16 protein-coding genes are annotated in these 26,148 nt (G+C 39.3%); 10 read left to right on the top strand and 6 right to left on the bottom strand.

Annotation, left to right across the window (positions count from 1 at the left end):
* The first annotated feature begins 60 nt into the window (after positions 1-60).
* The 5 genes from PL8927_RS01835 (at position 61) to PL8927_RS01815 (ending at position 9,229) form a co-directional block, all read left to right on the top strand.
* Positions 61-2,214 carry a pentapeptide repeat-containing protein gene (locus PL8927_RS01835; RefSeq protein WP_083616974.1) on the top strand — a complete coding sequence of 718 codons (2,154 nt, stop codon included), beginning with the start codon at positions 61-63 and terminating at the stop codon, positions 2,212-2,214.
* Positions 2,215-2,341: 127 nt separating this feature from the next.
* A complete protein-coding gene (hemE, locus tag PL8927_RS01830) occupies positions 2,342-3,406 on the top strand; it encodes a uroporphyrinogen decarboxylase (RefSeq protein WP_083616973.1) in 1,065 nt (354 codons plus the stop codon).
* A gap of 234 nt (positions 3,407-3,640) precedes the next feature.
* Complete coding sequence (locus PL8927_RS01825; RefSeq protein ID WP_083616971.1) at positions 3,641-4,594, top strand: NAD-dependent epimerase/dehydratase family protein; 954 nt, start codon at positions 3,641-3,643, stop codon at positions 4,592-4,594.
* Positions 4,595-5,078: 484 nt separating this feature from the next.
* The gene (locus tag PL8927_RS01820) at positions 5,079-7,040 is read left to right on the top strand and encodes a DUF4912 domain-containing protein (RefSeq protein WP_197047285.1); all 1,962 of its coding nucleotides are present in this window, start codon (positions 5,079-5,081) and stop codon (positions 7,038-7,040) included.
* A 176-nt stretch (positions 7,041-7,216) separates the two neighbouring features.
* Positions 7,217-9,229, top strand: a complete 2,013-nt coding sequence (locus PL8927_RS01815) for a DICT sensory domain-containing protein (protein ID WP_083616968.1) — start codon at positions 7,217-7,219, stop codon at positions 9,227-9,229.
* 201 nt (positions 9,230-9,430) lie between these two features.
* Here PL8927_RS01815 and PL8927_RS01810 read toward each other — a convergent pair whose 3' ends face one another.
* Positions 9,431-11,080 (bottom strand): glycoside hydrolase family 10 protein, encoded by a 1,650-nt coding sequence (locus PL8927_RS01810; RefSeq protein ID WP_083616966.1) that lies wholly within the window; start codon positions 11,078-11,080, stop codon positions 9,431-9,433.
* Between the two features lie 242 nt (positions 11,081-11,322).
* Here PL8927_RS01810 and PL8927_RS01805 point away from each other — a divergent pair, with 242 nt between their 5' ends.
* The 3 genes from PL8927_RS01805 (at position 11,323) to PL8927_RS01795 (ending at position 13,711) form a co-directional block, all read left to right on the top strand.
* Positions 11,323-12,195: an S-methyl-5'-thioadenosine phosphorylase gene (locus PL8927_RS01805; protein WP_083616964.1), complete on the top strand. Its 873-nt coding sequence runs from the start codon at positions 11,323-11,325 to the stop codon at positions 12,193-12,195.
* 74 nt (positions 12,196-12,269) lie between these two features.
* Positions 12,270-12,890 (top strand): Uma2 family endonuclease, encoded by a 621-nt coding sequence (locus PL8927_RS01800; protein ID WP_083616962.1) that lies wholly within the window; start codon positions 12,270-12,272, stop codon positions 12,888-12,890.
* A 50-nt stretch (positions 12,891-12,940) separates the two neighbouring features.
* Positions 12,941-13,711 (top strand): Uma2 family endonuclease, encoded by a 771-nt coding sequence (locus tag PL8927_RS01795; RefSeq protein WP_083616960.1) that lies wholly within the window; start codon positions 12,941-12,943, stop codon positions 13,709-13,711.
* Positions 13,712-13,763: 52 nt separating this feature from the next.
* Here the strand turns inward: PL8927_RS01795 and PL8927_RS01790 are convergent, their stop codons facing one another.
* The 4 genes from PL8927_RS01790 to PL8927_RS01775 all read right to left on the bottom strand — a co-directional run bounded on the left by PL8927_RS01790 (position 13,764) and on the right by PL8927_RS01775 (position 18,595).
* Positions 13,764-14,705: an Rpn family recombination-promoting nuclease/putative transposase gene (locus PL8927_RS01790; RefSeq protein ID WP_083616959.1), complete on the bottom strand. Its 942-nt coding sequence runs from the start codon at positions 14,703-14,705 to the stop codon at positions 13,764-13,766.
* A 175-nt stretch (positions 14,706-14,880) separates the two neighbouring features.
* Positions 14,881-16,350, bottom strand: a complete 1,470-nt coding sequence (locus PL8927_RS01785; protein WP_083616957.1) for a bifunctional metallophosphatase/5'-nucleotidase — start codon at positions 16,348-16,350, stop codon at positions 14,881-14,883.
* 258 nt (positions 16,351-16,608) lie between these two features.
* Positions 16,609-17,190, bottom strand: coding sequence for a hypothetical protein (locus PL8927_RS01780; RefSeq protein WP_083616955.1), 582 nt, complete (start codon positions 17,188-17,190; stop codon positions 16,609-16,611).
* Between the two features lie 13 nt (positions 17,191-17,203).
* Positions 17,204-18,595, bottom strand: coding sequence for a tetratricopeptide repeat protein (locus PL8927_RS01775; RefSeq protein WP_231505883.1), 1,392 nt, complete (start codon positions 18,593-18,595; stop codon positions 17,204-17,206).
* Between the two features lie 435 nt (positions 18,596-19,030).
* Here PL8927_RS01775 and rimM point away from each other — a divergent pair, with 435 nt between their 5' ends.
* Positions 19,031-19,648 carry a ribosome maturation factor RimM gene (gene rimM / locus PL8927_RS01770; RefSeq protein ID WP_083616954.1) on the top strand — a complete coding sequence of 206 codons (618 nt, stop codon included), beginning with the start codon at positions 19,031-19,033 and terminating at the stop codon, positions 19,646-19,648.
* Positions 19,649-19,923: 275 nt separating this feature from the next.
* Here rimM and PL8927_RS28310 read toward each other — a convergent pair whose 3' ends face one another.
* Complete coding sequence (locus PL8927_RS28310) at positions 19,924-25,287, bottom strand: DUF4347 domain-containing protein (RefSeq protein WP_083616952.1); 5,364 nt, start codon at positions 25,285-25,287, stop codon at positions 19,924-19,926.
* Between the two features lie 577 nt (positions 25,288-25,864).
* On the opposite strand from PL8927_RS28310, the gene PL8927_RS01760 reads away from it, so the two are divergent.
* Positions 25,865-26,134, top strand: coding sequence for a hypothetical protein (locus tag PL8927_RS01760; protein WP_083616950.1), 270 nt, complete (start codon positions 25,865-25,867; stop codon positions 26,132-26,134).
* Positions 26,135-26,148: the final 14 nt, after the last annotated feature.

Genomic DNA, 26,148 nt, shown 5'->3' with positions numbered 1-26,148 from the left:
TTTTTTAACAGTTCTCCATCTTGATTAATCTTAACGACCCCTATCAGGGAATTTTGAACTATGACAAGCCCCACTTTAGGTAGAGACACCGATCAATCTCAATCTCCTTCATCTTGGCCAGATGTCCCGTCCCAGTCATTGCCCTTTTGGGTACGTCGATGGGGAGCGCTGGTTGCGGAAGTTTCCTTAGTGGCAGTGAGTGGGTTAATTCCCTTTACCCTGGGTGTTGTCTCTAACCGCAGTTCTCAACCTGTTCCCCTCAATCCCGTTGTCCGAGTGACATCCCAAACCGTTGCGGCAACTTTGGGGATTCCGGTGCGCGATCGCAGTCCTAAAGTCGCCCCCTTAACCAATCTATTCTGGTCAGGTGCGTTACTTCTGCCGATGGTGGTGGGAGGATGGCAACTCTATCTTTTAGCCAAACGGGGCCAAACCTTGCCCAAATTGTGGTTTGGGGTGCAAGTGGTCAATCCCAATGGTTCTCCCCCTGGATGGGGACGGGCGATCAGTCGAGAATTCATCGGACGTTGGGGGATGACCTTGGGGATCGCTTATGGTCTTTGGCAAGTCACGGGTGCTTATCCGAATTTATTAATTTTAGGGGCTTTATCCGGTGTAACGTTACTGGGAGATGCTCTGATTGCCAAACGATTTCAAGGTCGGACTGGACATGATTTATTAGCAGGAACTTCTGTACAAGAAGCCCCACCTATTTTAGTGTTTAATCCCTTTACAAATTATGATTGGGTCGCAGAAGATGATGGGGTTCATGCCATTGTTATTACCCCAGAAACAGGCAAGCAGGAGTTTAATTTATGGGCGTGGATGCGTCAACATCCGGGTTTAACTCTAATTATTGTTAGTAGTGCTAGTTTAGCGGCAGTATTAGGAACGTTTGTGGGGACTCAAATTTATATTCAAAATCAAGCAAACCGTCGGGAATTTCAACAACAGGATAATGAAGTTTTTCTAGCTTTAGTCAGTAAATTGTCCCCTAACGCTTCTACGGATGTTGCTCAAAAACGAGGGGCAATTTTAGCATTAGGCGCGATTAAAGATCCTCGTGCGATTCCTTTATTAGTAGATTTATTGGCTCAGGAAGGAAACCCTGTATTAATTGATGTTACTCAACAAGCTTTAGTGAGTACAGGCCCGGAAGCTTTACCCCATTTAAGACGATTAAATCAAGCTCTAAAAAATGATTTAGATTCGATGCAATTTGGGGCAGAGAATCAAGAAAAACAGTTAACAGGACGGCGACAACAAGCCACCCAACGAGCGATCGCTAAAATCCTTAAAGTCTATGGAGGATTTATTCATAATACCGATTTAAGTCGGATTGATTTAGGACAAAATACAACCCCACCTGTTCAATTTACTCTAGTTTTAGAACAAACCGATTTATCGGGAATTAACTTTAGAAATACTAATCTCACTAAAGCTAGTTTAAAAAATAGTCGTTTTGCTAGTGCAGGGGAAGATGGACGACTGGAAACCTTTGATGATTGGGTTTCAGATTTAAGTGGGGCTGATTTAACGGAGGCTGATTTAACCGGAGCTTTCTTGAGTAATACGTTGTTAAAATACAGCAATTTTTTAAAGGCAAATCTCAATAAAGCCAATTTATCCTCATCGGATTTAACCGGAGCTAATTTCAGCAAGGCTCAATTATTGGGATCAAATTTACAAGGGGCTAACCTAACTGATGCCAAATTCACAGGAGCAGAATTAGCCAGTGCTAATTTGTCTAATACGAATTTAAAAACCGCTCGTTTCAGTGAAGCGAAAGCCCCAGGTGCTAATTTTCAATCGAGCAATTTAAAACAAGCTAACTTCAAAAATACTGATGTATCTGCTGTTAATTTTACCGGAGCAAATTTACAAGAAGCAGACTTGACTTCAGCTAAACTCACAGGTTCTAACTTTAAAAATGCTCGCTTGCAAGATGCTAATTTAAAAAATGCAAATTTAAGTTTAGTTAATTTTCAAGGAGCAAAATTAGACGGAACAAATTTTAAAGGTGCTATCTTTGTTTCTTCTCAACAAAATAAACCGGATCAATTTATTACGACATCAGAAGATATGTCCAAATCTAACCGTCTCAAAAAGGTAGATTTTAGCAACGCAATTAATTTGGATAATAACCAAATTCAATACATTTGCGCTCAAGGTGGTATTCACCCTGACTGTCCACCGCCAGAAGGTAAGAAATAGGGAAGCAGAATTAATTGTAGGGGCGGGGTTTCCCCGTCCGTACCAGTCAACCGTCAACCGTCAAACCCATTCAGTGGTAAGCTAAGGATTGGCCTAAAAACTTTTTTAAACTTTTAGTAACGTTAAGATGACCGAATCGACCCAAATTCCCTATCTGTTGCGTGCTGCTCGTGGTGAAAAACTGGATCGTCCCCCCGTGTGGATGATGCGACAGGCGGGTCGCTATATGAAAGCATATCGTGATCTACGGGAAAAATATCCTTCCTTCCGCGAGCGCTCCGAAAAAACGGATATCGCTGTTGAAATTTCCCTACAACCTTTCCGCGCTTTTCAACCGGATGGCGTGATTTTATTTTCTGATATTCTAACGCCTCTGCCTGGAATTGGCATTAATTTCGATATTATCGAAAGTAAAGGGCCGATTATTACTCCTCCAATTCGCAGTTTAGAACAAGTTGAAAAACTGCATCCCATTGAACCGGAAGAAACCCTGCCTTTTATTCGGGAAATTCTCCAAACTTTACGTCGGGAAGTGGGAAATCAAGCCACTGTATTAGGGTTTGTTGGTGCTCCTTGGACGTTAGCGGCTTATGCAATTGAAGGCAAGAGTTCTAAAGATTATGCTATTATTAAAAAAATGGCATTTTCTGAACCTGCAATTTTGCATAAATTCTTAGAAAAAGTTGCAGATGCGATCGCTGTTTATGTGCGTTATCAAATTGATTCTGGCGCTCAAGTGATTCAAATGTTTGATTCTTGGGCGGGTCAATTAAGCCCTCAAGATTATGAAGTTTTTGCCCTTCCCTATCAAAAACGAGTGGTTGATCAAGTTAAACAAACCCATCCTGATACACCCTTAATTCTTTATATTAATGGTAGTTCGGGATTATTAGAACGAATGGCTAAAACCGGGTTTGATTTTGTTAGTGTTGACTGGATGGTTGATATGGCGGATGCGCGTCAACGGATGGGTCAAAATATTGGGGTGCAAGGAAATCTTGATCCTTGTATTTTATTTGGCTCAAAAGAGATGATCCGCGATCGCATTTTAGACACCATTAAAAAAGCCGGAAATCAAGGTCATATCCTGAATTTAGGGCATGGTGTTCTGCAAAATACCCCAGAAGAAAACGTTGCCTATTTCTTTGAAACGGCAAAACAAGCGGATAAATTATTGAGCGTGAACGCTTAATTTGTTGTTGCGCTTCAGCGCATCAAGGGCGGGGTTTTCCCGCCCCTAAAAATCCAATTTCGGGAGTTTTTGGTAGGGTTAATTTTCTAAAAAAAACACAAAGGCACGAAGACACAAAGAGGATATATTCAAGATTTATAGCGGTTGTAGGGGCGGGTTTGAGTCAATTTTTAATACCCACCAACAGATTATCTAAACCCGCCCATTATCACGGTAGGAGGAATTATTAATAATATGAAAAAGCGAATTTTTATTACGGGTGCTAGTGGTTGTATTGGTCATTATATTGTCGAGAAATTGATGCAAAATACGGATGATGAATTATTTCTATTAGTTAGAAATCCCGATAAATTAGGATTTGATTATAAGAGTCGTCCTAATGTTAATATTATTGTAGGTAATTTAAGAGACATCAATCAATTTCAAGATTTATTATCTACCATTAATAGTGCTATTTTAATTGCTACAGCTTGGGGCGGATATCAAGAGGTTTTAGAAATTAATGTTAAGGCGAATTTAGAGTTAGTTAAACTATTAAATCCTCAAATTTGTGAGCAAATTTTATATTTTTCAACGGCTAGTATTTTAGGTCAAAATAACAATTTATTACCCGAAGCGGGAGAAATTGGGACGGATTATATTAGAACAAAATATGAATGTTTACAGGAATTATTAGAAATTGCCCCTAGTTTACCTCCTTTGAGGGTCTTATTTCCGACTTTAGTTTTAGGAGGAGACGCTAATAAACCCTATTCTCATTTATCCGGGGGTATTGCTGATGTTGTTAAATGGATAAATTTAATTCGTTGGTTTCAAGCGGATGCGAGTTTTCATTTTATTCATTCGGCCGATATTGCAGAAGTCATCTATTATTTAGTGAATCATCCTCCTAAATTTCAAGAAACAGAACAATTTGTTTTAGGAAATCCAGCAATTACCTTAAATCAAGCTATAGAAACCGCTTGTCAATATTACAAAAAACCCATTTATTTCCGGTTTAATTTATCGCAGAGTTTGGCTAACTTTTTTATCTGGTTATTTAGAATTGAAATGGCAGAATGGGATAGATTTTGCCTTAATTATCGTCATTTTACTTATCAAAATCCGGTTCATCCTGCGGTTTATAACTTACCCGCCTACTGTTCAAATTTTACAGACGTTTTAAACTTAAGTCAGGTTAAAAATTAGGGGTTTAGGATGCCNTGGAGACTCCCTACCCAAATACGGTGAAAAACCGATGGGGTGGAAAGCATCTGGAAACAGAATTAAGCGTGGTCTTTATCGGACATTTGATGGTTTTGTTGTTAATGCTGACCTAAATGGGGCAGCTAATATTCTGAGAAAAGTATCGGGAAGATTGGGTATATCGCTTGATCAACTCAGTAGACGATCTTTGGCAATCGTAGCGAGAATTAAATTAAATTAATTCTGTCCGCAGAATCTCAGTGTCTTCAGACCTGAGAGTGTCAATTTAATTTTAATCAATGGGGGATTTTTTAATCCATCAAGGGAATTAAACTCTAGTTTAATCCGTTAGGGGCCAGGTTTCCTCTCACGTCTGAAGATACGCTCGTTTCCACTCTCCTATCTTTTTATGATGATTTTCAGTTAAATTAGGAATTATCAGCTTGCGATTCTATCTATGTTGTTAAATAAAAAAGATACATCGATAGTGACCTTAACGTTATTGTTATCAATAGCGACCAGTCCCGTCTCCTGGGCTGCTTCCCGATGGAACTCTAACTCTAGCGTCACTTCTGCTGCTACGCTTCCAGAGTCGTCGTTGCGGTCTCAAAAACAGGTTAGGAATATTAATATTGATCAACAACGCTTGAATGATCACGAGCAATGGGATTTCAAGCTGAAACCGATGTCAAATTCTGGGGTAGGGTTCAATTCTCAAGAACAGATCCTCTTGAGCAAGATTGATTCTCCTTCACCCCAACCTAACACGAAAAAGGACAGTTTAGTCGGGCAATCCTCTCAAGTACAGCAAGCAACAATTCCGGCGACGGAAAGGGAAATCCCGATTTGGTTGTGGTGGTTACTGCCTCTTATTCCGTTTTTAGGATTATGGATTAGTTTACAACTTAAAACTCAACGTTCTAAGTCGGAGACTCAACAATCCAATAGCGATCGCATTCCTCCTCCATTATCTACAAAATCTGATGTTCTAACGGAGTTACCTCAGAGTTCTTCGAGTCCAGTATTAGGGGGAGAAATAGATTTCAAGGAGTCTATAGAATCTCTGAAAACTCCAGTCTCGGCTACTGTTCATTCTGTTTCTGTTCCTCGTACTGTTCTTGCCAAACGGACTCAGATAGAAACGGTTCAATTAGAAGAAAATTTACAACCAAAAGCAGAATTTTTCAGTCCAGCAACGTCTACTGAGAAGCAATTTTATCCGATTGAAGAAAGGGTTATTCAGGAAGTTTCTGAAGCGGTATTAATTGAGGAAATTGATGAAACTGAAGCTGAAGCCGTAATTACGGAATTTTTAACAACAAAAACACCCGTTGAGGATTTAACAGGATCGGAAATACCCATTTCAAAAATAGTAGAGTCAGAACCGGATATTTCAATTAAATCTACTATTGTAGAACCCGTTATTGAGGAAGAATCTCTAACTATTGTCACGGTTGATGAGAATTTAACGGAATTAGAAATACCCGTTTCAGAAATAGTAGAACCGGAACCGGATATTTCAATTAAATCTACTATTGTAGAACCCGTTATTGAGGAAGAATCTCCAACTATTGTCACGGTTGATGAGAATTTAACGGAATTAGAAATACCCGTTTCAGAAATAGTAGAACCGGAACCGGATATTGCAATTCAATCTACTATTGTAGAACCGATTATTGAGGAAGAATCTCCAACTATTGTCACGGTTGATGAGAAGTTAACGGAATTAGAAATCCCCGTTTCAAAAATAGTAGAATCAGAGCCGGATATTTCAATTAAATCTACTATTGTAGAACCCGTTATTGAGGAAGAATCTCTAACTATTGTCACGGTTGATGAGAAGTTAACGGAATTAGAAATACCCGTTTCAGAAATAGTAGAACCGGAACAAAAGCAAGTAGAATTAGAATTAGGAATTGCTCATCAAGATGTTCGTTCAGAAACGGATGTAGCGGCGACTAAATTTAACCTCGGAAGAGAGATAAAATTTGAACCCTCTCTTGCAGATGTAGACCAAGGACTTCCAACACTACCCAATGGTTATGGCCAGAGTCAGATTTTCCTGCTACCCCGTGATCCAAATTGGGCCTATGCCTATTGGGATATTCCCAACGAACATAAAGAACATTTACGTCACCAAGGCGGAAAATACCTGGTTTTGCGGGTTTATGACGTCACCGGAATTGATCTCGACTCCCATCCCCCATTGTCCCTGCAAGAATATGAATGTGACGAGATGACGCGAGAATGGTATATCTCCATTCCCATGAGTGATCGAGATTATATTGCCGAATTGGGTTATTTGACGACCGATGGACGTTGGTTAGTCTTAGTTCGATCTAATCATATTCGGATTCCCCCCATTTATCCGACAGATTGGGAAAACGATCAATTCATTAAAGTGCCTTGGGACGAAGACCTGAGAGGAAAAACCCAGTTTAGACTCTAACTCTACTCTCGCTATTTCGGACATTGGACAGGCTGTTAGCTTTCGCTGACAGCCTAATTTTTGGCAACTGAAGACGGGATAGTTCAAACCTGCTAAACTTTTAATAAAATGGGAAAATCTAACTCAATCAGGACAGTATCAATCGTTTGCTGTAGCTTCAGCATCAGAGACCCTAGATGAGTATCTCGACTTCGGTATTAATGGAATTGGTGCAGTTTTTGCCCAGTTTAAAACCCCAAATTTATTTTAAATCCTCCTTAACGGCTCTATCTCATGCGATGGAGGATCAAGTTTTAGCGGGAACTGACCAACCTCTGGTTATTGCTACCTTTCAACGAGAACGATTTTATCTTCAAGAAGCTCACCGTTACCGTAGAATTTCCGCCATCACGCCCCAGGTGTATGTAATGGCGGCACCCGAAACGGAATTTAAAAACTCCTCTGGTGTTCATGAAATGGTGGCATTTTCTTCAAAAGAGCAACTGAGTCGAGAATGGAATTTATTGGTTTTAGGACAACACTATTCAACCTGTTTAGTCTGTATTGAACGGGAAGATTTAGTCCAAAATTCTGATATGCCAGAACAGTTATTAATGGATCAAGCTCGTCCCTTTGAAGGAATTTGGACATCGGATCGTCAAGTCTGTCTTAAAGTTGCAGAACTTCTCTTAGAACGGGTTTTATATTACCGTCCTGAATTAGCTGAAAAAGTAGAACAAGCTTTTAATCTTTATGGCATTCGTTCAGGAACTAAAAAAAGCAAAAAATCTTCAACTCGCACCCCATCAAATAGCGTTTCTAAAGGTTGTTCTTCTTCCCTCAATGATCCGTTTGCTCATCGTTTAGTCACCTATTTACAAGCAGGTCAACATAAACTTTTACGAGTCTATCGTTCTTTAGCGGCTAAAGAACGAAAAGAACGTTTAGTTAATTCTATTACGGCAACAATTCGCCAATCTCTAAATCCTCAAGAAGTGATTAAAGTGGCAACACAACAGTTAGGGGAAGCAATGGGAGCTTGTCGTTGCTTAATTTATCGCTGCAAAGCAACGGATAATTCTGCTAAAATTTCTAATGAATATTTATGTGGTGATGTGATTTCTCTGATGGGAAAAACTTGGATTTTGCGAGAAAATCCTTTATTTCAAGAAGTGGTTAAATGCCGAGAACGAGTTTATATTAGTGAAGTTGATAAAATTGATTTAGACTGGATTACAACAACTCAGAATGGAACTGCTAAATCTCAAGAATCCTTCAAGAAAATTTCTCAAAAATGGGAAATTAAAGGCTGGTTAATGATTCCTATTTTATATCAAGGTCAACTCTTGGGAATGGTGGAATTACATCAATGTAATTGTAATCATTCGGTTTGGGAAGCAGATGATTTGTCAATGGTAGATGCGATCGCAACTCAACTGGGTGCTGCTATTATTCAAGCGGAAACCTATGCAAATTTAGAAGACTTAAACCAACAATTAGAAGCCTTAGAACGCACTCGCAGTAATTTAATTGCCATTACCGGACATGAATTGCGAACTCCCTTATCGACAATTTTAATTTGTTTAGAAAGTTTGAATCAAGAGCCGGATATGCCTGTAGAAATGCGAAAAATTATGTTAGATACAGCCTTAACTGATGCCGAAAGATTAAGAAAATTAGTCCAAGATTTTTTAAAATTATCCCATTTAGAAAGTGGCCGAGTCGATTGGAATCCTGAATCATTAAGGTTAAAAGAATGTATTGATTTAGCTATTAGTGGCATTCGCACCCACAATTCTAAAAATCAAGTTCCGGGTATTGAAACAAAAGTTCCCTCGGATTTGCCTTTAGTTCAAGCCGATGGCGAATGGTTAGTAGAATTACTTTCCAAACTATTAGATAATGCCTGTAAATTTACGAATTCTGATGGTAAAGTCACTATTAAAGCTGAATGTAATGGTGATCAAATGATAGAAGTGACGATCTCCGATACTGGACGGGGAATCGAACCGAATCGTTTAGACGCAGTATTTGAACGATTTTATCAAGAAGAAGGGTCACTGCGTCGAAGTGTGGGTGGAACGGGCTTAGGATTAGCGATCGGCAAACAAATTGTTAACGGCTGGGGCGGGAGAATTTGGGCAGATTCCTCTGGTAAAAATCAAGGCAGTCAGTTCCATTTTACGATTCCTTATATTGAAAGTGATTGAGTGATCTTCAATTTTGCAAAATTGATTAGAAAAAATTAATTTCTAGTCAGATATAATGGGATGAAGTAGACTCAAAACCCGGTTTCTCAAACAATACCTTCGCCATTTTTTTCTGTAGAAGCAACCACAAAGACACAAAGACACAAAGGAAGAGATTAAGGGGGTATAGTTCAAGAAACCGAATTTTTGAGTCTCCTTTGTTTAGGACACAGAAACAACCTGTTCAACGCTTTCATTCCCCAGTCTATCCACCGCACGAATTGCATAATTTCCGGGTTGAACTCTTACAGATGTTGTAGCTTGATCTACAACTTTAACTAACTGCCAACCGTTAGAAAATTGTTGATAAATAGACCAAGAACGAATATCACTCGCGGAAGAAGGGCTCCAAGAAATGATTCCAGAATTCGATTGAATAATTGTTGGAGTTTCTGGGGGTTGATTATCTAACCAAGGCATCGGGGGAACTAAGGCTGGAGTTGGATAAACCGCACTTTTGAAAATCTCATTTACACCCTGACGATTATCCCGGAATATCTTCATACTAAAAAAGATATTTCCTAAAGACAATTGGGGGTACTTTTGTCGAGAAATTGCTATCTGTCGTTGCAGTTCAGAAATCGGCCATTCGTTCTCAATACGATAGAGAGAATTTCCGGTATAAATATGACGGCGTTGGGGATTATGTTGTAACCACCAATCTAATAATACTGGATAACTTTGTTGAGGCGGATCAATTTTCCAATACAATTGGGGTGATAAATAATCCATCCAGCCTTGTTCTATCCATAATTTAACATCGGCGTAGAGAGAATCATATTGATCTAATCCTACCGTTCCGGGCGCTGCGCCAGGGCGATAAATTCCAAAGGGACTAATACCAAATTTAACATAAGGTTTTGTCGCTTTAATACCATCATGAATGCGTTTAATCATCAGATTAACGTTTTGACGTCGCCAATCTTTTAACCCTAATGTTCCGCCCGCAGCGCGATAGGAATTATAGGTTTGACTATCAGGAAAAGGAATTCCTTCTTTAGGATAAGGATAGAAATAATCATCTAAATGGATGCCATCAACATCATAACGTTGTACCACATCCATAATTACATTAAACGTTTGATCTTGAACTTCCCGCGCACCGGGCTCCATCCAAACTAAATCCCCATATTGATAAGTATATTGGGGGAATTTTGAAGCCATGTGATTAGGAGCAAAGGGAGCATTTCCTCTTAATCTAGCGCGATAAGGATTAAACCAAGCGTGTAATTCAATATTGCGTTTATGAGCTTCTTCTATCGCAAATTGTAGCGGATCATAATAGGGATTTGGGGGAGTTCCTTGAGATCCTGTTAACCACGCACTCCAAGGTTCTAAACTGGAACTATACAACGCATCGCCATTGGGACGAACTTGCAGAATTAACGCATTTAAGTTTAATTCTTGCATCCGGTTTAAGATGGCAATCAGTTCAAATTTTTGTTGATCAACGGATAAATTAGATTTAGACGGCCAATCAATATTGGCAACGGTGGCGACCCAAACTCCTCGAAATTCTCGTTGATGACTAATCGCACTCGCAGGATTAACAATTCCCTGGGCTAATAAATTTTCCGATGATTCTTGTCTGAATGTGGCAATATTAACGGAAGTGGAAAGCACGGGAAATTGAATTAAGGTTAATCCTAGAAAAACGCAACAGCAGCATAAGGCTAAATATCGTTGAAAACGGGTAATTTTTCCAATTCTAATTCTTTGAATTTGACTGTGAACTGAACGAGTTAAAGATTTTAACCTTTTGATTTTCATAGACCAAAAACGATTCTGTTGTTGAATGGAGTTCCAATTCATTAATATCAGTTACCAGTTATGAAATCGTTGACAGTGATCATTAATTAGTCAAGTCTTAATTTAACTTCTTTCACTGATAACTGATGACTGATGACTGATGACTGATTAATAGCTTAACGAAGAAGGGGACATCTGACAAGGGCTGTTATCCTAACCCTAGGGAAAAATTAATATCTTTCGTGAGTCAATCTAGGTAAATTTTCGGTACAATACCTAAGTACAACTTGGTCAAGGAAAAAAGCATGAGCGAGGTTAAAATAGGGATTATTGGCGGAAGTGGATTATATAAGATGGAGGCGTTTACTGATGTGGAAGAAGTTCGCCTTGATACTCCTTATGGTCATCCTTCCGACGCGATTTTAGTGGGAACATTAGAAGGAATGCGAGTCGCATTCCTCGCCCGACATGGACGAACTCATAAATTTTTACCCACCGAATTACCCTATCGGGCTAATATTTACGCGCTTAAAAGTTTAGGGGTAGAGTATATTATTTCGGCTTCGGCTGTTGGATCTTTAAAAGAAGATGTCAAACCCTTAGATTTAGTAGTTCCTGATCAATTTATTGATCGAACTCGTCAACGGGTTTCTACCTTTTTTGGTGAGGGTGTTGTGGCTCATATTACCTTTGGTGATCCCTTTTGTTCTGAATTATCAAAAGTTTTGGGAGAAGCCATTTCAGCCTTAAATTTACCCGATATTGATTATCATTTATCGGGAACTTATATCTGTATGGAGGGGCCAGCTTTTTCTACAAAAGCCGAATCTAATTTATATCGCAGTTGGGGCGGAACAATTATCGGAATGACGAATTTAACCGAAGCAAAATTAGCCAGAGAAGCGGAAATTGCTTATACCACTTTAGCCTTAGTTACCGATTATGATTGTTGGCATCCCGATCATGATCATGTCAGTGTAGAAATGATCATTCAAAATTTACATAAAAATGCCGTTAATGCTCAAAAAGTGATTCAAGAAACCGTGCGTCGCTTAAAGGATAATTTACCCCCATCAGAAGCTCATTCCGCGTTAAAATATGCCATCTTAACCCCCTTCAATCAAATTCCCCCAGACCGACTGCAACAGTTAGAACTATTTTTAAAAAAATATATCTAAATGTTGGGTGGCGTCAGCCACCTAAGTTATCTACAACTTAATAGCAGAAGTCAAATTTAAAGGATAAATACCTGATGATCGCTCATCCCCAGCCCCAACTAATGACTCCCCAGGAGTACCTGGAATGGGAAGAACAACAACCCCTTAAATATGAATACATGAATGGGCAAGTCTTTGCCATGACCGGGGGAACTCTTTCCCATAACTCTATTGCCTTAAACCTCGCTTCCGCGCTCAAAAATCACCTACGCGGTAAGGGGTGTAAAGTCTTCATGGCAGATGCTAAAGTGGGAGTTTCAAAAAATGGCCCCTTTCACTATCCCGATGTCATGGTCACTTGTGAAAGTCGAGATCAAACGGCTCGCCAGGTTGTCTATCATCCTTGTCTAATTGTAGAAGTATTGTCACCCGGTACAGAACATATTGATCAGGGCAAAAAATTTAGGAATTATCGTCGCATTGACACTTTAAAAGAATATGTTTTGATTGAAGCAGAAACAATGAGCGTAGATTGTTATCGACTCAATGAGAAAGAAAAATGGGAACTCACTGCTTATTCCCCGGAAGAAACTGCTACCAACGAGACAGATTTGGAAGTTCACTTAACCAGCGTTAATTTCTATTGTCCTATTTCTTTGCTGTACGAAGATGTTGTTTTTCCTGGAGACAATAGGGAGGAATTTGTTGACAGTTAAGCCGTTAATTGATATAATAATAAAAATTAACTACCCTTGCACGGATAATCATGTTAGCTACCTCCCCTAACTACACTATTACTTGGGAAAAGTTGCCAGATGATTTTGTGCTCCCTGATGACCCTGTGGATAATATTAATCAACCAGCCCTCGCTGCGGCCTTAACCGAAGGTTTACAACTTGCTGGAAAACTACCGGAAACCGCCCTTACTCCCACAAACTATGGGATTTGTGCGACTATCAATGGTAAATTAGCGATAAAAGCTCCAGATTGGGCTTATATTCACCCTATTACTGTTAGTCGAGAAGAAGTTTTTCGTAGTTATACCCCCCATTTGCAGGGGAATATTCCAGCCCTGGTGCTAGAGTTTTTATCCCATACTGACGGAGGAGAATATTCCGTTAAAGAAACCTATCCTCCGGGAAAATTCTTCTTCTATGAACAGATTTTGAAAGTTCCCAATTATGGAATTTTTGACCTCCAAACTGGAATTTTAGAACTCTACCGTTTGGACGATAACCAACGCTATCGGCTGGAGTCTGCTAATGAACAAGGCTGGTTTTGGATAGATCAAATACAGCTTTTTTTAGGAGTATGGCAAGGAACCCGCGAAAACCGTTCAGGTTACTGGCTGCGTTGGTGGGATGAACAGGGGAATTTGCTATTGTGGGGTGCTGAACGAGTTGAGCAAGAACGTCAACGGGTTGAACAGGAGCGTCAACGAGCCGAGCAGGAGCGTCAACGAGCCGAGCAAGAACGTCAACGGGCTGAGAAATTAATCGCTCAACTTCGTGCTGCTGGTATTGAGCCTGTGGAGTAGTTGAGGATGGGAATTGCTACAGGCTATCGGTTTTTTCCTATCGGGTTAACTGTTATAATTCCGATGCAGTTGATAGCCAAACTAACAAATCTTCTACTGTTTTAAAGTCTAAAACAGCTTCTCCTAAATTCTCTAATTGTTCAGAGTTTAACTGTTGGATACGGGTTTGAGTTTCTGATGAAATTTCACCCAATAATCGAGAAATTATTCGCAGAATTAATGATAATTTACCTTCGATAATTCCTTGCTTAATTCCTTGCTTAATTCCTAAGATTCTGCCATCTTCTATGCCTTTAAGAACAGCCCCGCGTTGGTCTTCAAAAAACATTTCGCGTTTTTCTAGTTTTTCTAATTCGTCTAGGGTTAAATTGGCTCGATTTGCCAGTTCAAAAGCCGTTTGAATTTCGACAATCGATGACAATTCCTCTGGAATTTGTTCCAGTTGAGAAACATTTTTAATAAAATAAGCCCAGCTTTGAGAAAGATTTTCCAGTTGTTCTAATTCTTGATTAAATTTAGGCAATTCTACAAAAATTAACTCGATTTCTCGTTCAGGATACTCGAACTTATTTTCTATTTCTTGGAATATAAAATGGGAGAGAAAATTATCGTTATTTTTAAATAAAATAAAGTCGGTAATTGTTAATGCAATTAGGGGATTTAACTTAGAATATCCCTCTCTGGGTTTGAGTTGAGTAGCGTAGGTTTTAGCCGCATTATAAATAACTCGCTTGCTAAAAGCAGGAACATTAATCACCTGCATTTCAATAATTACTGTTTTATTCCCAGTAATTTTAGCTTTAACATCCAGATAACTATCTTTTAATCCCGTAACACTTCCCGACGCATAAGGATCAATAATTTCTAAGTCTTCAATAGTTGGTTGTCCGTCATAGATCATAGCATTAAGGAAGCTGATCAGGACATTTTTGCTCTGGGGAGAAGCAAAGACTTTTTTGAACCCAAAATCGGTTTTAACACTAATAAAACGCATAGGTAGATATTTTCGATTGGGCTGATTATAGGATATTATAATATAAAAATTATCCGATCTGGAGTTAGGGTCAGCTAGGCCTAATGAGATGCGATCGCCTAGATACTCCCTGGGGTTTTGATCTGATTGTTCCTCAAAACCCCCTAAAAGAGCGATCGCACTCTATCAAACTCACCTATTGGTAGACTAATCTTCCTTCAACTTCGTTATCAAGAAGTTGATGAGAACTTAGATATTCTTCCAGAACTTGTTGAGCAGATGTGGTCACCACCTTGGGAGTCCCTAATTCGTCAGGTGTCATATTGAGACTGATCACTGAATTTTTGTAATGATATTCCTGGAGACAAAGGGTATATTGTGCATCGTCTTGTACAGGGTTTCCATTAATGCTTAAAGACTCTAGTTTTTTCTCAGCCTCATTGTAAATTGCCTGAATGCCTTTGTTTACCTGGAAACAATTTCCTTCACCCGGAATTCTGTTCTCTGGTCTCATAAAGTAGCTAAAGATTTTTTTCATCTGTAGCCCAGTAATTTTCACTTTATAAAGGGACTCATCATAAGGATAAGTTTTTTTCAAATCGCCTAATGTGACCAAAGGCCCTAATTCTGTTCCCCGGATCGAACCACTTCCGATCAAAACAACATCAATCAAATCGGTTTGGGCTAAAACATCGGTGATTAAGTTACCCAATGCAGTTTCGGCTTCACGGCAAGGATGAATCAGTTGACGTGACAATCGACAAATAATTCGGTTATATTTGCGATCAACTTCTTCCTTATAAGTTGCAATAAAGTTTTCCAAAACCGTATCCGGCTCTGCAACTGTGCTATTGATAGGAACCAGTTCCCACTTCCATTCCACAATGCTGTTGGTATCATCATCAACTAAAATATCGAAACGTCCAATTTGATCTGATCCAACTGCTGCTTGTGCGATCAAAATGTTGTTAACTTGCGCTGGTTGTTCTAAAACGGTATGGGAGTGTCCGCCAATGATCATATCTACACCCCATGCCGGATCTAGCATTGCCGCTAGTTTTTTATCTTCTTCAAAACCAATGTGGGTCAGGAGAATTGTGAGGTCAATATCTTCACTTTTGTAAGTATTACAAATTTTACCAACTTCGGCTGCGGCATCTTCCAAACCCACAAATGTACTAATACTTGTGTCTAGTTTTAAAGCTTTTAAAACTTCTTCCGTTACGATGCCGATGAACATGACATCAAATCCATCTACATTCAGGATTATATAGGGGTTCATCAATCGTTTGCCATACTTTTTAATATACAAGTTAGCATTAACGATTGGAAAATTTGCCATCTTTTCCAGAAACAATAAATGCGGGAATCCATAATCCAATTCATGATTACCCAGCGTCACTACATTTGGCGCTAGGTAGTTCATAATTTCTATCGTTGAAAGTCCCTTAAATTCCGTATCAATCATCGACCCTTGGAGCATATCTCCAGAAATCGTATAAAGCACATTTTTCTCTTCTTGACGGACTTTATTGATATATCCAGAAAGCAAGGATAATCCCCCAATTAGATTACCTTCTCCACTTTTCGCTTCTGCGAGAAAGTCTCCGTGCATATCATTTGAATGCAAAATTGTAAATTTTTTTAAACGTTCTGTGGTCATCATTAGTTTTTTCCTGAGTTAGCCAGATATGTTTTTCTGCTATATATGCAGAATATAGAAAATTGTATCATGCTCAACAATAGCTACGAACTTCTTTATAATTAATTTACTTTTACTAATGTTCCTCTTTTCCATAATTTCCTGATCGCCCAAAATTTATAGCTTCTGGGATTGAGTGATCGCTGATTTTACTAAAACTTAACTCATTGAACTCATGTAAAAATATGTTTAGTTTTACTAAGACCTTTGAAACATAGAAATTTAACTTTTGGATGCTATCACCCGTCGATTTCTGAGTCTGTGTTTATCATCTTCTACAGTATATTCTTCTAAATCATCATCTTGGGTGGAAAGGGAGTCTAACTTATCTTGTATTCCTTGCAGGGTTTCTTCCGTGACTTGGAGAGAATCTTGCAGATCATAAACAATGTCTTGAGCTTCTGCAATACGAGCATAAAATTCAGGGATAAAATCATCCTTGAGGGAATCTAAACTTTGGGAAAATCTGCGACTATTTTGAGTAACTTTAAAAAACAAAATTAAAATATTCAAAACGCTGGCAGTCGGAACTAGAACAGCCACTAAAATCCAAGTGGTTAATAAGGGATTAACTCGCCTAATACTGCGAGAAACTTCATTTTCAATTAACTCTCTAACTAAAATGCGATCGCTGCGGGAAGAGGCTTGTAGTTTGGCAAATTTAACCCTATAATTTAAAGAAATAGGATTTATATTTTTTTCAATTAAGCCCTTAAAAGAATTTGATTTAAACTCAAGGTAAGGACTATAAAAAAAACCGAAATAAGCGGAAAATAGCACAACAATTAATTCAGGTATATTCATGTAACTTCAAATATTATGAGTCAAAATTTAACTTTTGGAATTTTTCATCCTGTCGAATGGAATCAAAATCAGCTTCACGTTTAACTAACTTTTTACAAGCCTCAGCATTCAATCTGATTGCCCGTTTTAAATTTTCTAGCGCTAACTCAACTTGTCCCTGAATCGCATAACAACGGGCTTTATTATACCAGATTCGATAAAAATCAGGGCGAATTTTCGCAGCTTGATTATAGGATGAAATCGCCTGATCGTATTTTTGAATTTTTGCCAAAGCAAAGCCTTGATTATTCCAGGCATCCATATAATTCGGTTTAAATTCAATCGCCCGTTGATAGGATAAAATAGCGGCATCATAATGATTGAGTTTTCCTAAAGCCACCCCGCGATTATTCCAAGCATCAGCATAATGATCTCGCAATTGGATGGCTCTTTCATAGGATGCGATCGCTTCATGATAACGTTGTAATCGCGTTAACGCCACACCTCGATTATTCCAAACTTCAGCTAAATCCGGTTTAAACTTTAACGCTTCATTATAGGTTTGAATCGCCGTTTCTAAATCCCCTTCTAAAAAGAGTTTATCTCCTGTTTTTGCCAAATTAACAGCTTGTTTGAGTTGTTCTTCACTGTCAGAAACAGAAGCTTCAACGGAGTCTTGACTGTTAGCAGTTGGCTGTATAATTTCCCCAGACTTTTCTGTTTCTGGGGAAGATGAAAATATAACCGGGATTAAAATTTCCTCGGAATGATTCGCTGGAATTAAGGTTTCAGAAGCCGTCGATATGCCATTACTTTGAGGTAATAATACAGCAACTTCGGGAATAGATTCGGTTTGAATCACAGTCGGTACTCCCGTTTTGGGAGGATGTTCTACCCAAACCGCTTCAATTACTTGTAAAGGAGCTTGAGTTGTGAGGGTTTGTAACGTTTCATGAGCTAAATCATTTTTATTTTGCAATTGATATAAAATTTGTCTAGCTTCTGTGAGTACCCGTTCCATCTCGGTGAGGGTATCCGCTTTTAAACTTTCGATTTCTTGTTCTGCGGATGCCGTTTGTTGAGCTAATTTTTTGAGTAAAAACCAAACTCCACAAGCCGCGATCGTATTCAAAAGCAGCAAAAAGAGTAAAATTAAACTTAATAGCCCTAGATGACGACGGAAGGTATTATCAACTTGAGTTTCAACCAGATCTTGAATGTCTTTTTCCTGTAAAGATGGTTCTGATAAAGGGGGATTTTGAGCCAAGGGAAAGGCAAAGGACTCGGCGGATAAAGCCGTAAAAAATAGTAAAATAGTGACAGCAGCAATCCGGCTGCGTTGAACGAATGACTTGGGTGTAAGCATCGCCTGTGTCCAAAATAGACAAAAGGTGGAGGCGATCGCAAATTTGTGTTTGTTTTTCATAAGATCAGGATGGGAGTTTAGAAACTCAGCGCCTCTTCAGAAAACAGAGTAAACACGACGCAGGGGAGTTGATTCCCCTTGAAGATGGTTCAATAAAGAAAATGCTCTTGGTGCAGTCTATCAAAGATTGGCAAAAAATCAAAGGCACTAGGGAGCGTCAAGCTAGATTAGCTATCAACCGTAACGCTAAAGTTAGAGATTGGCTCAATAAATCTGCTAGATATATTATCGACCATTCTATTAAACAAAGAATTCTGATCTTCTAAAACTTGTAATGTTTGTCTAAATCAAGGGGGGAGCTTACCGCTTGATATTAGAAGTTGGCCGATCGAGCATTGCCAAACTATCGATAATCGTGATATAATCGAGAAAATTCATATTGGAAATCCCCAAGATCAAATTATCAAAGAACAGCAAGAATTAAAAAATAGTATCATGTCTGAGTGGATCGAGATCGGGACTATTGTTGCGGCTCACGGGTTAACGGGTGAAGTGCGGGTTTATCCAAATTCGGATTTTCCTGAACGGTTTATCGAACCGGGTCAGCGCTGGTTATTACAACCTGGACAAACAGAACCTGAACCTGTGGAATTTTTGGGGGGCTATTTAATGCCCAGTAAGGGGATTTATGTCGTTGAAATCGAGGGAATTGAAGATCGGAGTCAGGCGGAAGCGTTACAAGGCTGTCCGTTGTTGGTTACTGACCAAGATCGGCCCTATTTAGAAGCAGATGAATTTTATGTTTTAGATTTGATTGGGTTGGAAGTATTCGACCAAAGAAAAGCAGAAGTGATTGGAAAAATCATAGATGTGATTTCGGCCGGAAATGATTTACTAGAAGTGGAGTTACATTCCCCAACCCCAACCCAAGACACTCTTGTTGCTGACCCCCTCCCCGAACAGATTCACCGTAAAACTAAAAAGAAACGTAAACCCAAACTTCTACCTACTGTTTTGATTCCCTTTGTAAAAGAAATCGTTCCGGTTGTGGATTTAGAACAAAAACGGATTGAAATTACTCCTCCTCCTGGATTAATTGAGGAAACAGTTTAAATTGCAAATATAGCAAGCTTAAATCAGTTGTATAGCCGGGAAAAGTTTAACAGCTTATATTCCATCCCTTAATGTTTGCTACAAATTCCCCCCCTGTAGAGACTAAGCATGGCTAGTCTCTACAGGGGGTTAGAGGGGAACATCTGTAGCATCTATAATGGGATTTCATATTAACTGGGAAAAAAACGCTTTACTGTCTATATTTGCTGCATCAGTCTTTGTTAAACAGTGTGTTTGACAAAGACTGCTATACCTCCCTTTCTGGCTAACTGCTATCAAGCGATAAATTCTGAGGAATTAATTAAGGTACTATCAAAACCCAACAGTTTAACAAGTTCCTCTCCCGTATTGGCAAGTTTAATGATTGTATTGCCACTAACTGTTGTGATTTGCAACTCTTCAAAGATTAATCCGCCTATTAACTGAATCTGATCTTCACCCAGAGTAAAATCATTAATGATATCTACTCCTTGATTCGCTCCAATATAAAAGCGATCGCGTCCTTTACCTCCGATTAAAATATCATTTCCTAAATCTCCAAATAGGTGATCATCCCCTTCTCCTCCATCTAAGACATCATACCCTTGTCCACCATAAAGATTATCATTTCCTAAATCTCCAAACAAGTTATCATTTTCTTGATTTCCAAATAGCAAATCATCATCTTTTCCACCATATAGAATATCTCCAGCAGCACCGCCATGACCTTCATCATCCCCTTGACCTAATGCAATGGTTTGGGCTAGTTTATCTCCCACAACAATATTTTTTCCGGCATCCCCCAAGAGTTGCATTTCCCCCCTTAATAAAGCAACATTAATATTTTGGAGTTGAATAATAGAATTAGGCAAATCCGTACTATCAATCAAGCTAATTTGTTGATTTCCGATTCCTGTTTGCTGTGACAAAGCTACATTGGCTTGCATCAGAATTGGGTCACTACTCGGCAAACCCCCTGGAAATTCGGAGAAAGGAGCAAGCATAGAGAAATCCCATGGGGTATTGGCATCAAACCGAGTTAAAATTTGTTGAGCCAATTGATTGAGTTCAGGAGATTCAGTTCCTAGAGTTTCTTGAAGATCTGTTTGTAAATTTTGCAAGGTGCGATTATTTTCCGTCAACATTGCACCACCAATCTTTTCAGGGACAGAAACTTCAAAGCTTTCTCGATTGAAATGTTCAAATATTTCCTGATTCGTCGCGTTGGCGTTAATCGGTTGTTCAGAAATACTCAATTTCTGGGGAACTTCCAGAGGCAGTACAATACTACCATTGGAATTCAATACATAATAATGCTGAGAAAATGTATCGTCTCCTGGATCTAACAGGGGGATAGAATTAAAATTCTCAGATGCAAGATCATCAACAAAAGATATCACATCATATTGAGGTGCGATTAAGTTTTCTTGATATTCCATGCCCTGACGCTCTCTATTGAACAAACTGCGGACAATTGTGCCACCAGGCCCCATAAACCTGCTACCCGTCAACTTATCACGAACCATGTCACCTAATCTGCTCCGAAAGTATCGGATTTGCCTTTTGTAGCTAAATTCTCTAGCTCGACGTAAAAAAAGTAAACTGTTAAAACGCGACTGACCTAATCGATCTATCACACCAAGTGCTTGAAAACTCATTAATTGGAATACGTTTTCAACATTAGATGAATTTCCTGCTCCTGTTATTGTGTTTCCAAAGATATTATTATTAAATGCCTGAGCAGAAAGATCAACACGGTTGAATGCAGATACAACTGCTCCAAGTGTCTTGACGGGATCGTCAGTGTTATTTGCTGCTAAAGCCACTGGTGTTGGGGTTAGTTGTTTTAGAGTAATGGCCTTGGCGGTAGCAACACCTTGAAGGAAATTTAGAGTTTCTGGCTTGTATGGTGGGCTAAAGTTAGTCAGTTGATCAATGACGGTATTCTGTTGGTTAAAATTGCCCGCTTCATCGGTAACAGTATTGGCTGGAAGTGTAACCGAAACAGTCCCAAATGCGGTCATTCCCTCAACCGCTACCTCATAGATGCTGCCACTACCTCTAATGGTTGCGGTTTTGGGCCTTGCAGTTCCCCCTAACAGGAGATCATTCGCTTCAAACCCCTTAACAGATTCACTAAATGTCACCTTCAAGTAAACAGCATTGTCAGAAGGGGGACGATTTTGCTCAAGGGTAACTGTCGGAGGAGTGGTATCACCAGGAGATAATGGTGTGGGACTCGGTTCTAACGTTGGTGCTGGCGTTGGGGTCGGGGCTAAAATCGGTGAGGGTGTTGGAATCGGTGTTGAAGGAGGAACTGCCACTAGCCAAGGGAAAAAGGTTTGTAGTTGTTCTTGAGTTAAACCTTGGGTAACTTCTGACCATTGTTGGGGTGTGACTGCTTGCAACTGTTCAGGGCCTAAAGCAGGAATAAATACCTGTAACTGTTGAGGTGTTGTATTTTGGGTAAACGCTTGCCATTGTTCAGGAGTTAGGGCTTGCCATTGTTGGGGCGTTAAAGTTTGGGTTAAGGTTTTTAACTCTTCAGGACTTAAAATTTGCAGGAAGCTTGTCCACTGCGTGGGAGTCACCGCCGCAAACTGTTCAGGAGTTAACCCTGTAAGAAAGTTTATAATTTCTTCTCCAGTTTGGGGAATCGGCGTGGGTGTGGGACTAGGTGCTATTGTCGGTGTTGGCGTTGGCGTTGGACTNGGACTAGGTTCTAACGTTGGTGTGGGCGTTGGTGTTGGTGCTGGCGTTATAACCTCAACTGTATAAGTTTCACCCGTATTAAAGGCTGTTGTTAAAGCATTTCCAGCAATATCTTTAATTGTCGGAGTTGCTGAGGTATCCAGTCGTAATGTTCCGTTTCCACTAATATTATTGACGGTGACATTAACACTATTTCCCGTTACCGCAGAAACACTGGCAATTGTACCGTTTACTGTTCCTGTTGGGGCGATGATAAAATCACTAATGTCTAAATCTTTCACCCCTTCACTAAAATTAACTTGATAAACAACAGTATTTCCATTGGTAATTTCTGTGAGCGGAGTTTGACGAATAATGCTACTAACTGTTGGTTGAATTCCGTCAACTGTATAAGTTTCACCTGTATTAAAGGCTGTTGTTAAGGCGTTTCCAGCAATATCTTTAATTGTCGGAGTCGCTGAGGTATCCAGTCGTAATGTTCCGCTTCCACTAATATTATTGACAGTGACATTAACACTATTTCCCGTTACCGCAGAAACACTGGCAATTGTACCGTTTACTGTTCCTATTGGGGTGATGATAAAATCACTAATGTCTAAATCTTTCACCCCTTCACTAAAATTAACTTGATAAACAACAGTATTCTCATTGGTAATTTCTGTTATTGGAGTTTGACGAATAATGCTACTAACTGTTGGTGTGACTGCATCTACCTTAATGGCTGTGGTATCCGTCACATTATTGAGGGTTAAATTAACGTTATTTCCCCCACTATCTTTAACAGTTGCATCCCCCGTTAAGGTTAACGCTGTTCCTGTAACGGGGCCATTATTATCCTCTTTTCCTAAACCAATATTGTAACGAAAAATATGCTGAGTATTCGCTGCTCCTGTCCCTAATAAAGTCGCATTAACAATTCCGCCTGTATCTAAGGTAACGGGAATATTAACATTTCCTGTGCCTTTATTAATCGTGACAGGTTGAGTAAATGTCACCACAAAATCAAGGTTATCTCCCGCTTTTAAGGTAATCGCAGGAGGAGCTTGAACTTTACTAATTTCTACCGCAGAAGCAATCAATGAAAAAGGAAAGTTAAACGGGTTTTCGTCTCCATCATTATTACTAAAAGATAATTCTCCTTGTAGTGTTCCGATTTGATTAGGTGTGAGGGTAATATCAACAGTTGTACTCCCATTAGGAGCAAGTGTAGTGGGGGTAAAATTTCCTAATCCGGTGATACCTATTCCGGTAAAAGTTATCGGATTAGTTAATAGTAAATCCCCTAATCCGGTATTTTTAATCGTGAAGGTTTTAGTAAGACTTCCTCCCAGGGATGTCTGACCAAAATTAATAGCTGTTGAGGTTCCATCAATAATATTGCTAGTTCCGTCTAAGACTTCTATTTCGGGGGCGACATATTCAAACGCACCAATATCAACAGTATTATTAATAATTCGGTCAAATCCAACGCCTCGTTGGTCGGTTGTTAATCCGGTCGCATTGGTATTATTTCCTGTATCAATCCCTGGGCTTCCTGCTAATAAAGCATGGGTAAAACTTAATCCGCCATTATCTTGTAAAGGGCCTAATTTAGCATCTAAAGGATTGGTGGCTGTTCCCACTAAGCTACTGGTTGGAAATGTGGTTTCAACACTGCTATTATCTCCGATTAAATTTCCACCCCCATCTGTCCAAGTTCCTCCGGCTATATCGGGAGTTTTAATATCTGTTGATAAGTCTTGATTTCCGGCAATTAGTGTGTTTTTAAGGGTAGCTGTTCCAGTATTTTGAAAAATTGCTCCACCACTATCAAAAGAGTTATTATTACTGGTATTAGTATCGGCTTTGTTGTTCGTAAAGGTACTATTAGTAATGGATAAGTTGCCAATATTATGAATAGCACCGCCACTATCTTCTACACTGTTACCCGAAAAGGTACTATTATTAATCGTAGCGGTACTGCTGTAGTAAATAAAAATTGCCCCACCGCCATATCCTCCCTCGCCTGTGACTTTGTTATTGGTAAAGGTACTATTATTAACCGTAAGGTTGCCTAGACTACTACTAACATAAATTGCTCCTCCCCGTTCGTCTGCTTCCCCATTACTGAAGCTGAGGTTATTTAGGGTGAGGTCACTATTGGAGGGAACATAAAAGAAACGGAAAGCAGGTGCTGTGGTGCTTCGTTCAATAATAGCCCCATTCCCGTTCAGGGTCAGTTTTCCACCAACGGTTATATCCGTAGGAGTGGGTAAACCGTTAGCATCACTAGCAAAACCATCGGAGGTGTTGTTATCAACCGTTGTTAAGCTGTAGACTCCTTTTGTTAAATTAATAACATCGTCTTCTACTGTGGTGTTAGCCGTGTTAATGGCTGTTTTTAGCTCATCAACGGTACTGACGTTATAAGTCCCTAATATTGCTGGATAAGCAGTAATTTTTTCTTGATCAAACGGAAATGGCGTGGTAATTTTTCCTAAGATGACATCTAGGTTCCAACTTCCCCCCAAGGGAGTATAACCAACTTTTTGACGCGAAGCCGCTAGGTTAACTCCTAGATAGTTATGAAGACGAGACAGAAACCCACCGTTATCCGATGCGAGTTCACAACTATAGATTAAAACATCGGTATTTTCTGTAAAAGTTTGTCGCCAAGTTTTCAGTTGGGGTGCATATTTTTCAATATTATTGGCGTTTAAGGTCGTATTCCCTAAATGCAGTGTTCCTGAACTTCCATGGGTGAGCAGATGAACAGCTTTTAAATTTTTATAGCCTGATAAAATATTGGTAATTTGTTGAATTCCATCTTCATTTTTTGAGAGGATAATAAAATCAACATCTTCACCCATTGCGTCTAATAATTGGGGGATATTCGGAACGGATGAATCAATGATCAGTAATATATTGTCCGTGAGGGCTGAACTTAGGTCAAAATTAACGATATTCATGATCAATCCTTTATTTTCTATTACCTGGAATGGTTTGGGTTTAGCCTGAATAGGTTGGAAAGTTAGGGAGGTTTGTTGATTGTAAAACCTACCCTTCGGCTGAAGAAGTCAAAAGATGATAGGAGATTGCACCTAGTTGATGTGATACTAGGAAAGGACGATTTTTAAGGGTTTTATACACAATTTTGAAATTGCTTTTGGCTTCTATTAGAGAATACCCTGATTTAACATTACTAACTTTAGTATAACCGACCAATTCTTTGTTTCTCAGAAGTGTTGAAAATTATTACAAAACTTTACATTTAAAGAAATAGTAATCCTGTAACGGTGTTAAATTTGGCTCTTTTGTACTTATACTTATACATCCCACGCTTAAAAAACATGGGCTTTGAATACGGTTATTGTAAGGCTTATAGAAACAGACAAGCTAGTAGCTTTTAGGATTGCTATATATTCCTAGAATTCCCCAAGCATTTTTTCTATTTTCATAACTGTCTCTGATGCAACTAACATGATTTTGAGCAAAACGATACAATGCGGTGTGATAGACTCTTATCTTGCTGTCTGAGATCTTGCCATGACTGACCTAATTAACGATTCACTAGAAAACCTACCCCGCGAGGTTAGGGTGAACCAACTTCGCAATTTGATCGAAACCCTGCATATTGCTGATGAAATTGCTACCAAGGGCTACTTAATCAGTAGTTCTGAACTGGCTGATCTCATGGATATTAATGCCAGTGCTGTGACCAGTCGAGGGGATAACTGGTCATGGCGCAACTGGGAAGTATCCAGAGTGCGGCGAGAAGGTAATCAAATTCTCTGGCAATTAGAACGAGTAGACTAGCCATTTACTGACCG

The sequence above is a fragment of the Planktothrix serta PCC 8927 genome, assembly GCF_900010725.2.
GTDB lineage: Bacteria > Cyanobacteriota > Cyanobacteriia > Cyanobacteriales > Microcoleaceae > Planktothrix > Planktothrix serta.
The sequence above is the reverse complement of the archived record's forward strand: the minus strand, read 5'-3'. Positions and strand labels throughout refer to the sequence as shown.

Excerpts from the sequence above, each read along its gene's own strand:
- PL8927_RS01825 (WP_083616971.1), top strand. The coding sequence starts at position 3,641 with ATGAAAAAGCGAATTTTTATTACGGGTGCTAGTGGTTGTATTGGTCAT.
- PL8927_RS01815 (WP_083616968.1), top strand. The coding sequence starts at position 7,217 with ATGAGTATCTCGACTTCGGTATTAATGGAATTGGTGCAGTTTTTGCCC.
- hemE (WP_083616973.1), top strand. The coding sequence starts at position 2,342 with ATGACCGAATCGACCCAAATTCCCTATCTGTTGCGTGCTGCTCGTGGT.
- PL8927_RS01800 (WP_083616962.1), top strand. The coding sequence starts at position 12,270 with ATGATCGCTCATCCCCAGCCCCAACTAATGACTCCCCAGGAGTACCTG.
- PL8927_RS01810 (WP_083616966.1), bottom strand. The coding sequence starts at position 11,080 with ATGAATTGGAACTCCATTCAACAACAGAATCGTTTTTGGTCTATGAAA.
- PL8927_RS01790 (WP_083616959.1), bottom strand. The coding sequence starts at position 14,705 with ATGCGTTTTATTAGTGTTAAAACCGATTTTGGGTTCAAAAAAGTCTTT.
- PL8927_RS01795 (WP_083616960.1), top strand. The coding sequence starts at position 12,941 with ATGTTAGCTACCTCCCCTAACTACACTATTACTTGGGAAAAGTTGCCA.
- PL8927_RS01780 (WP_083616955.1), bottom strand. The coding sequence starts at position 17,190 with ATGAATATACCTGAATTAATTGTTGTGCTATTTTCCGCTTATTTCGGT.
- PL8927_RS01775 (WP_231505883.1), bottom strand. The coding sequence starts at position 18,595 with ATGAAAAACAAACACAAATTTGCGATCGCCTCCACCTTTTGTCTATTT.
- PL8927_RS01805 (WP_083616964.1), top strand. The coding sequence starts at position 11,323 with ATGAGCGAGGTTAAAATAGGGATTATTGGCGGAAGTGGATTATATAAG.
- PL8927_RS01760 (WP_083616950.1), top strand. The coding sequence starts at position 25,865 with ATGACTGACCTAATTAACGATTCACTAGAAAACCTACCCCGCGAGGTT.
- PL8927_RS01835 (WP_083616974.1), top strand. The coding sequence starts at position 61 with ATGACAAGCCCCACTTTAGGTAGAGACACCGATCAATCTCAATCTCCT.
- rimM (WP_083616954.1), top strand. The coding sequence starts at position 19,031 with ATGTCTGAGTGGATCGAGATCGGGACTATTGTTGCGGCTCACGGGTTA.
- PL8927_RS01785 (WP_083616957.1), bottom strand. The coding sequence starts at position 16,350 with ATGATGACCACAGAACGTTTAAAAAAATTTACAATTTTGCATTCAAAT.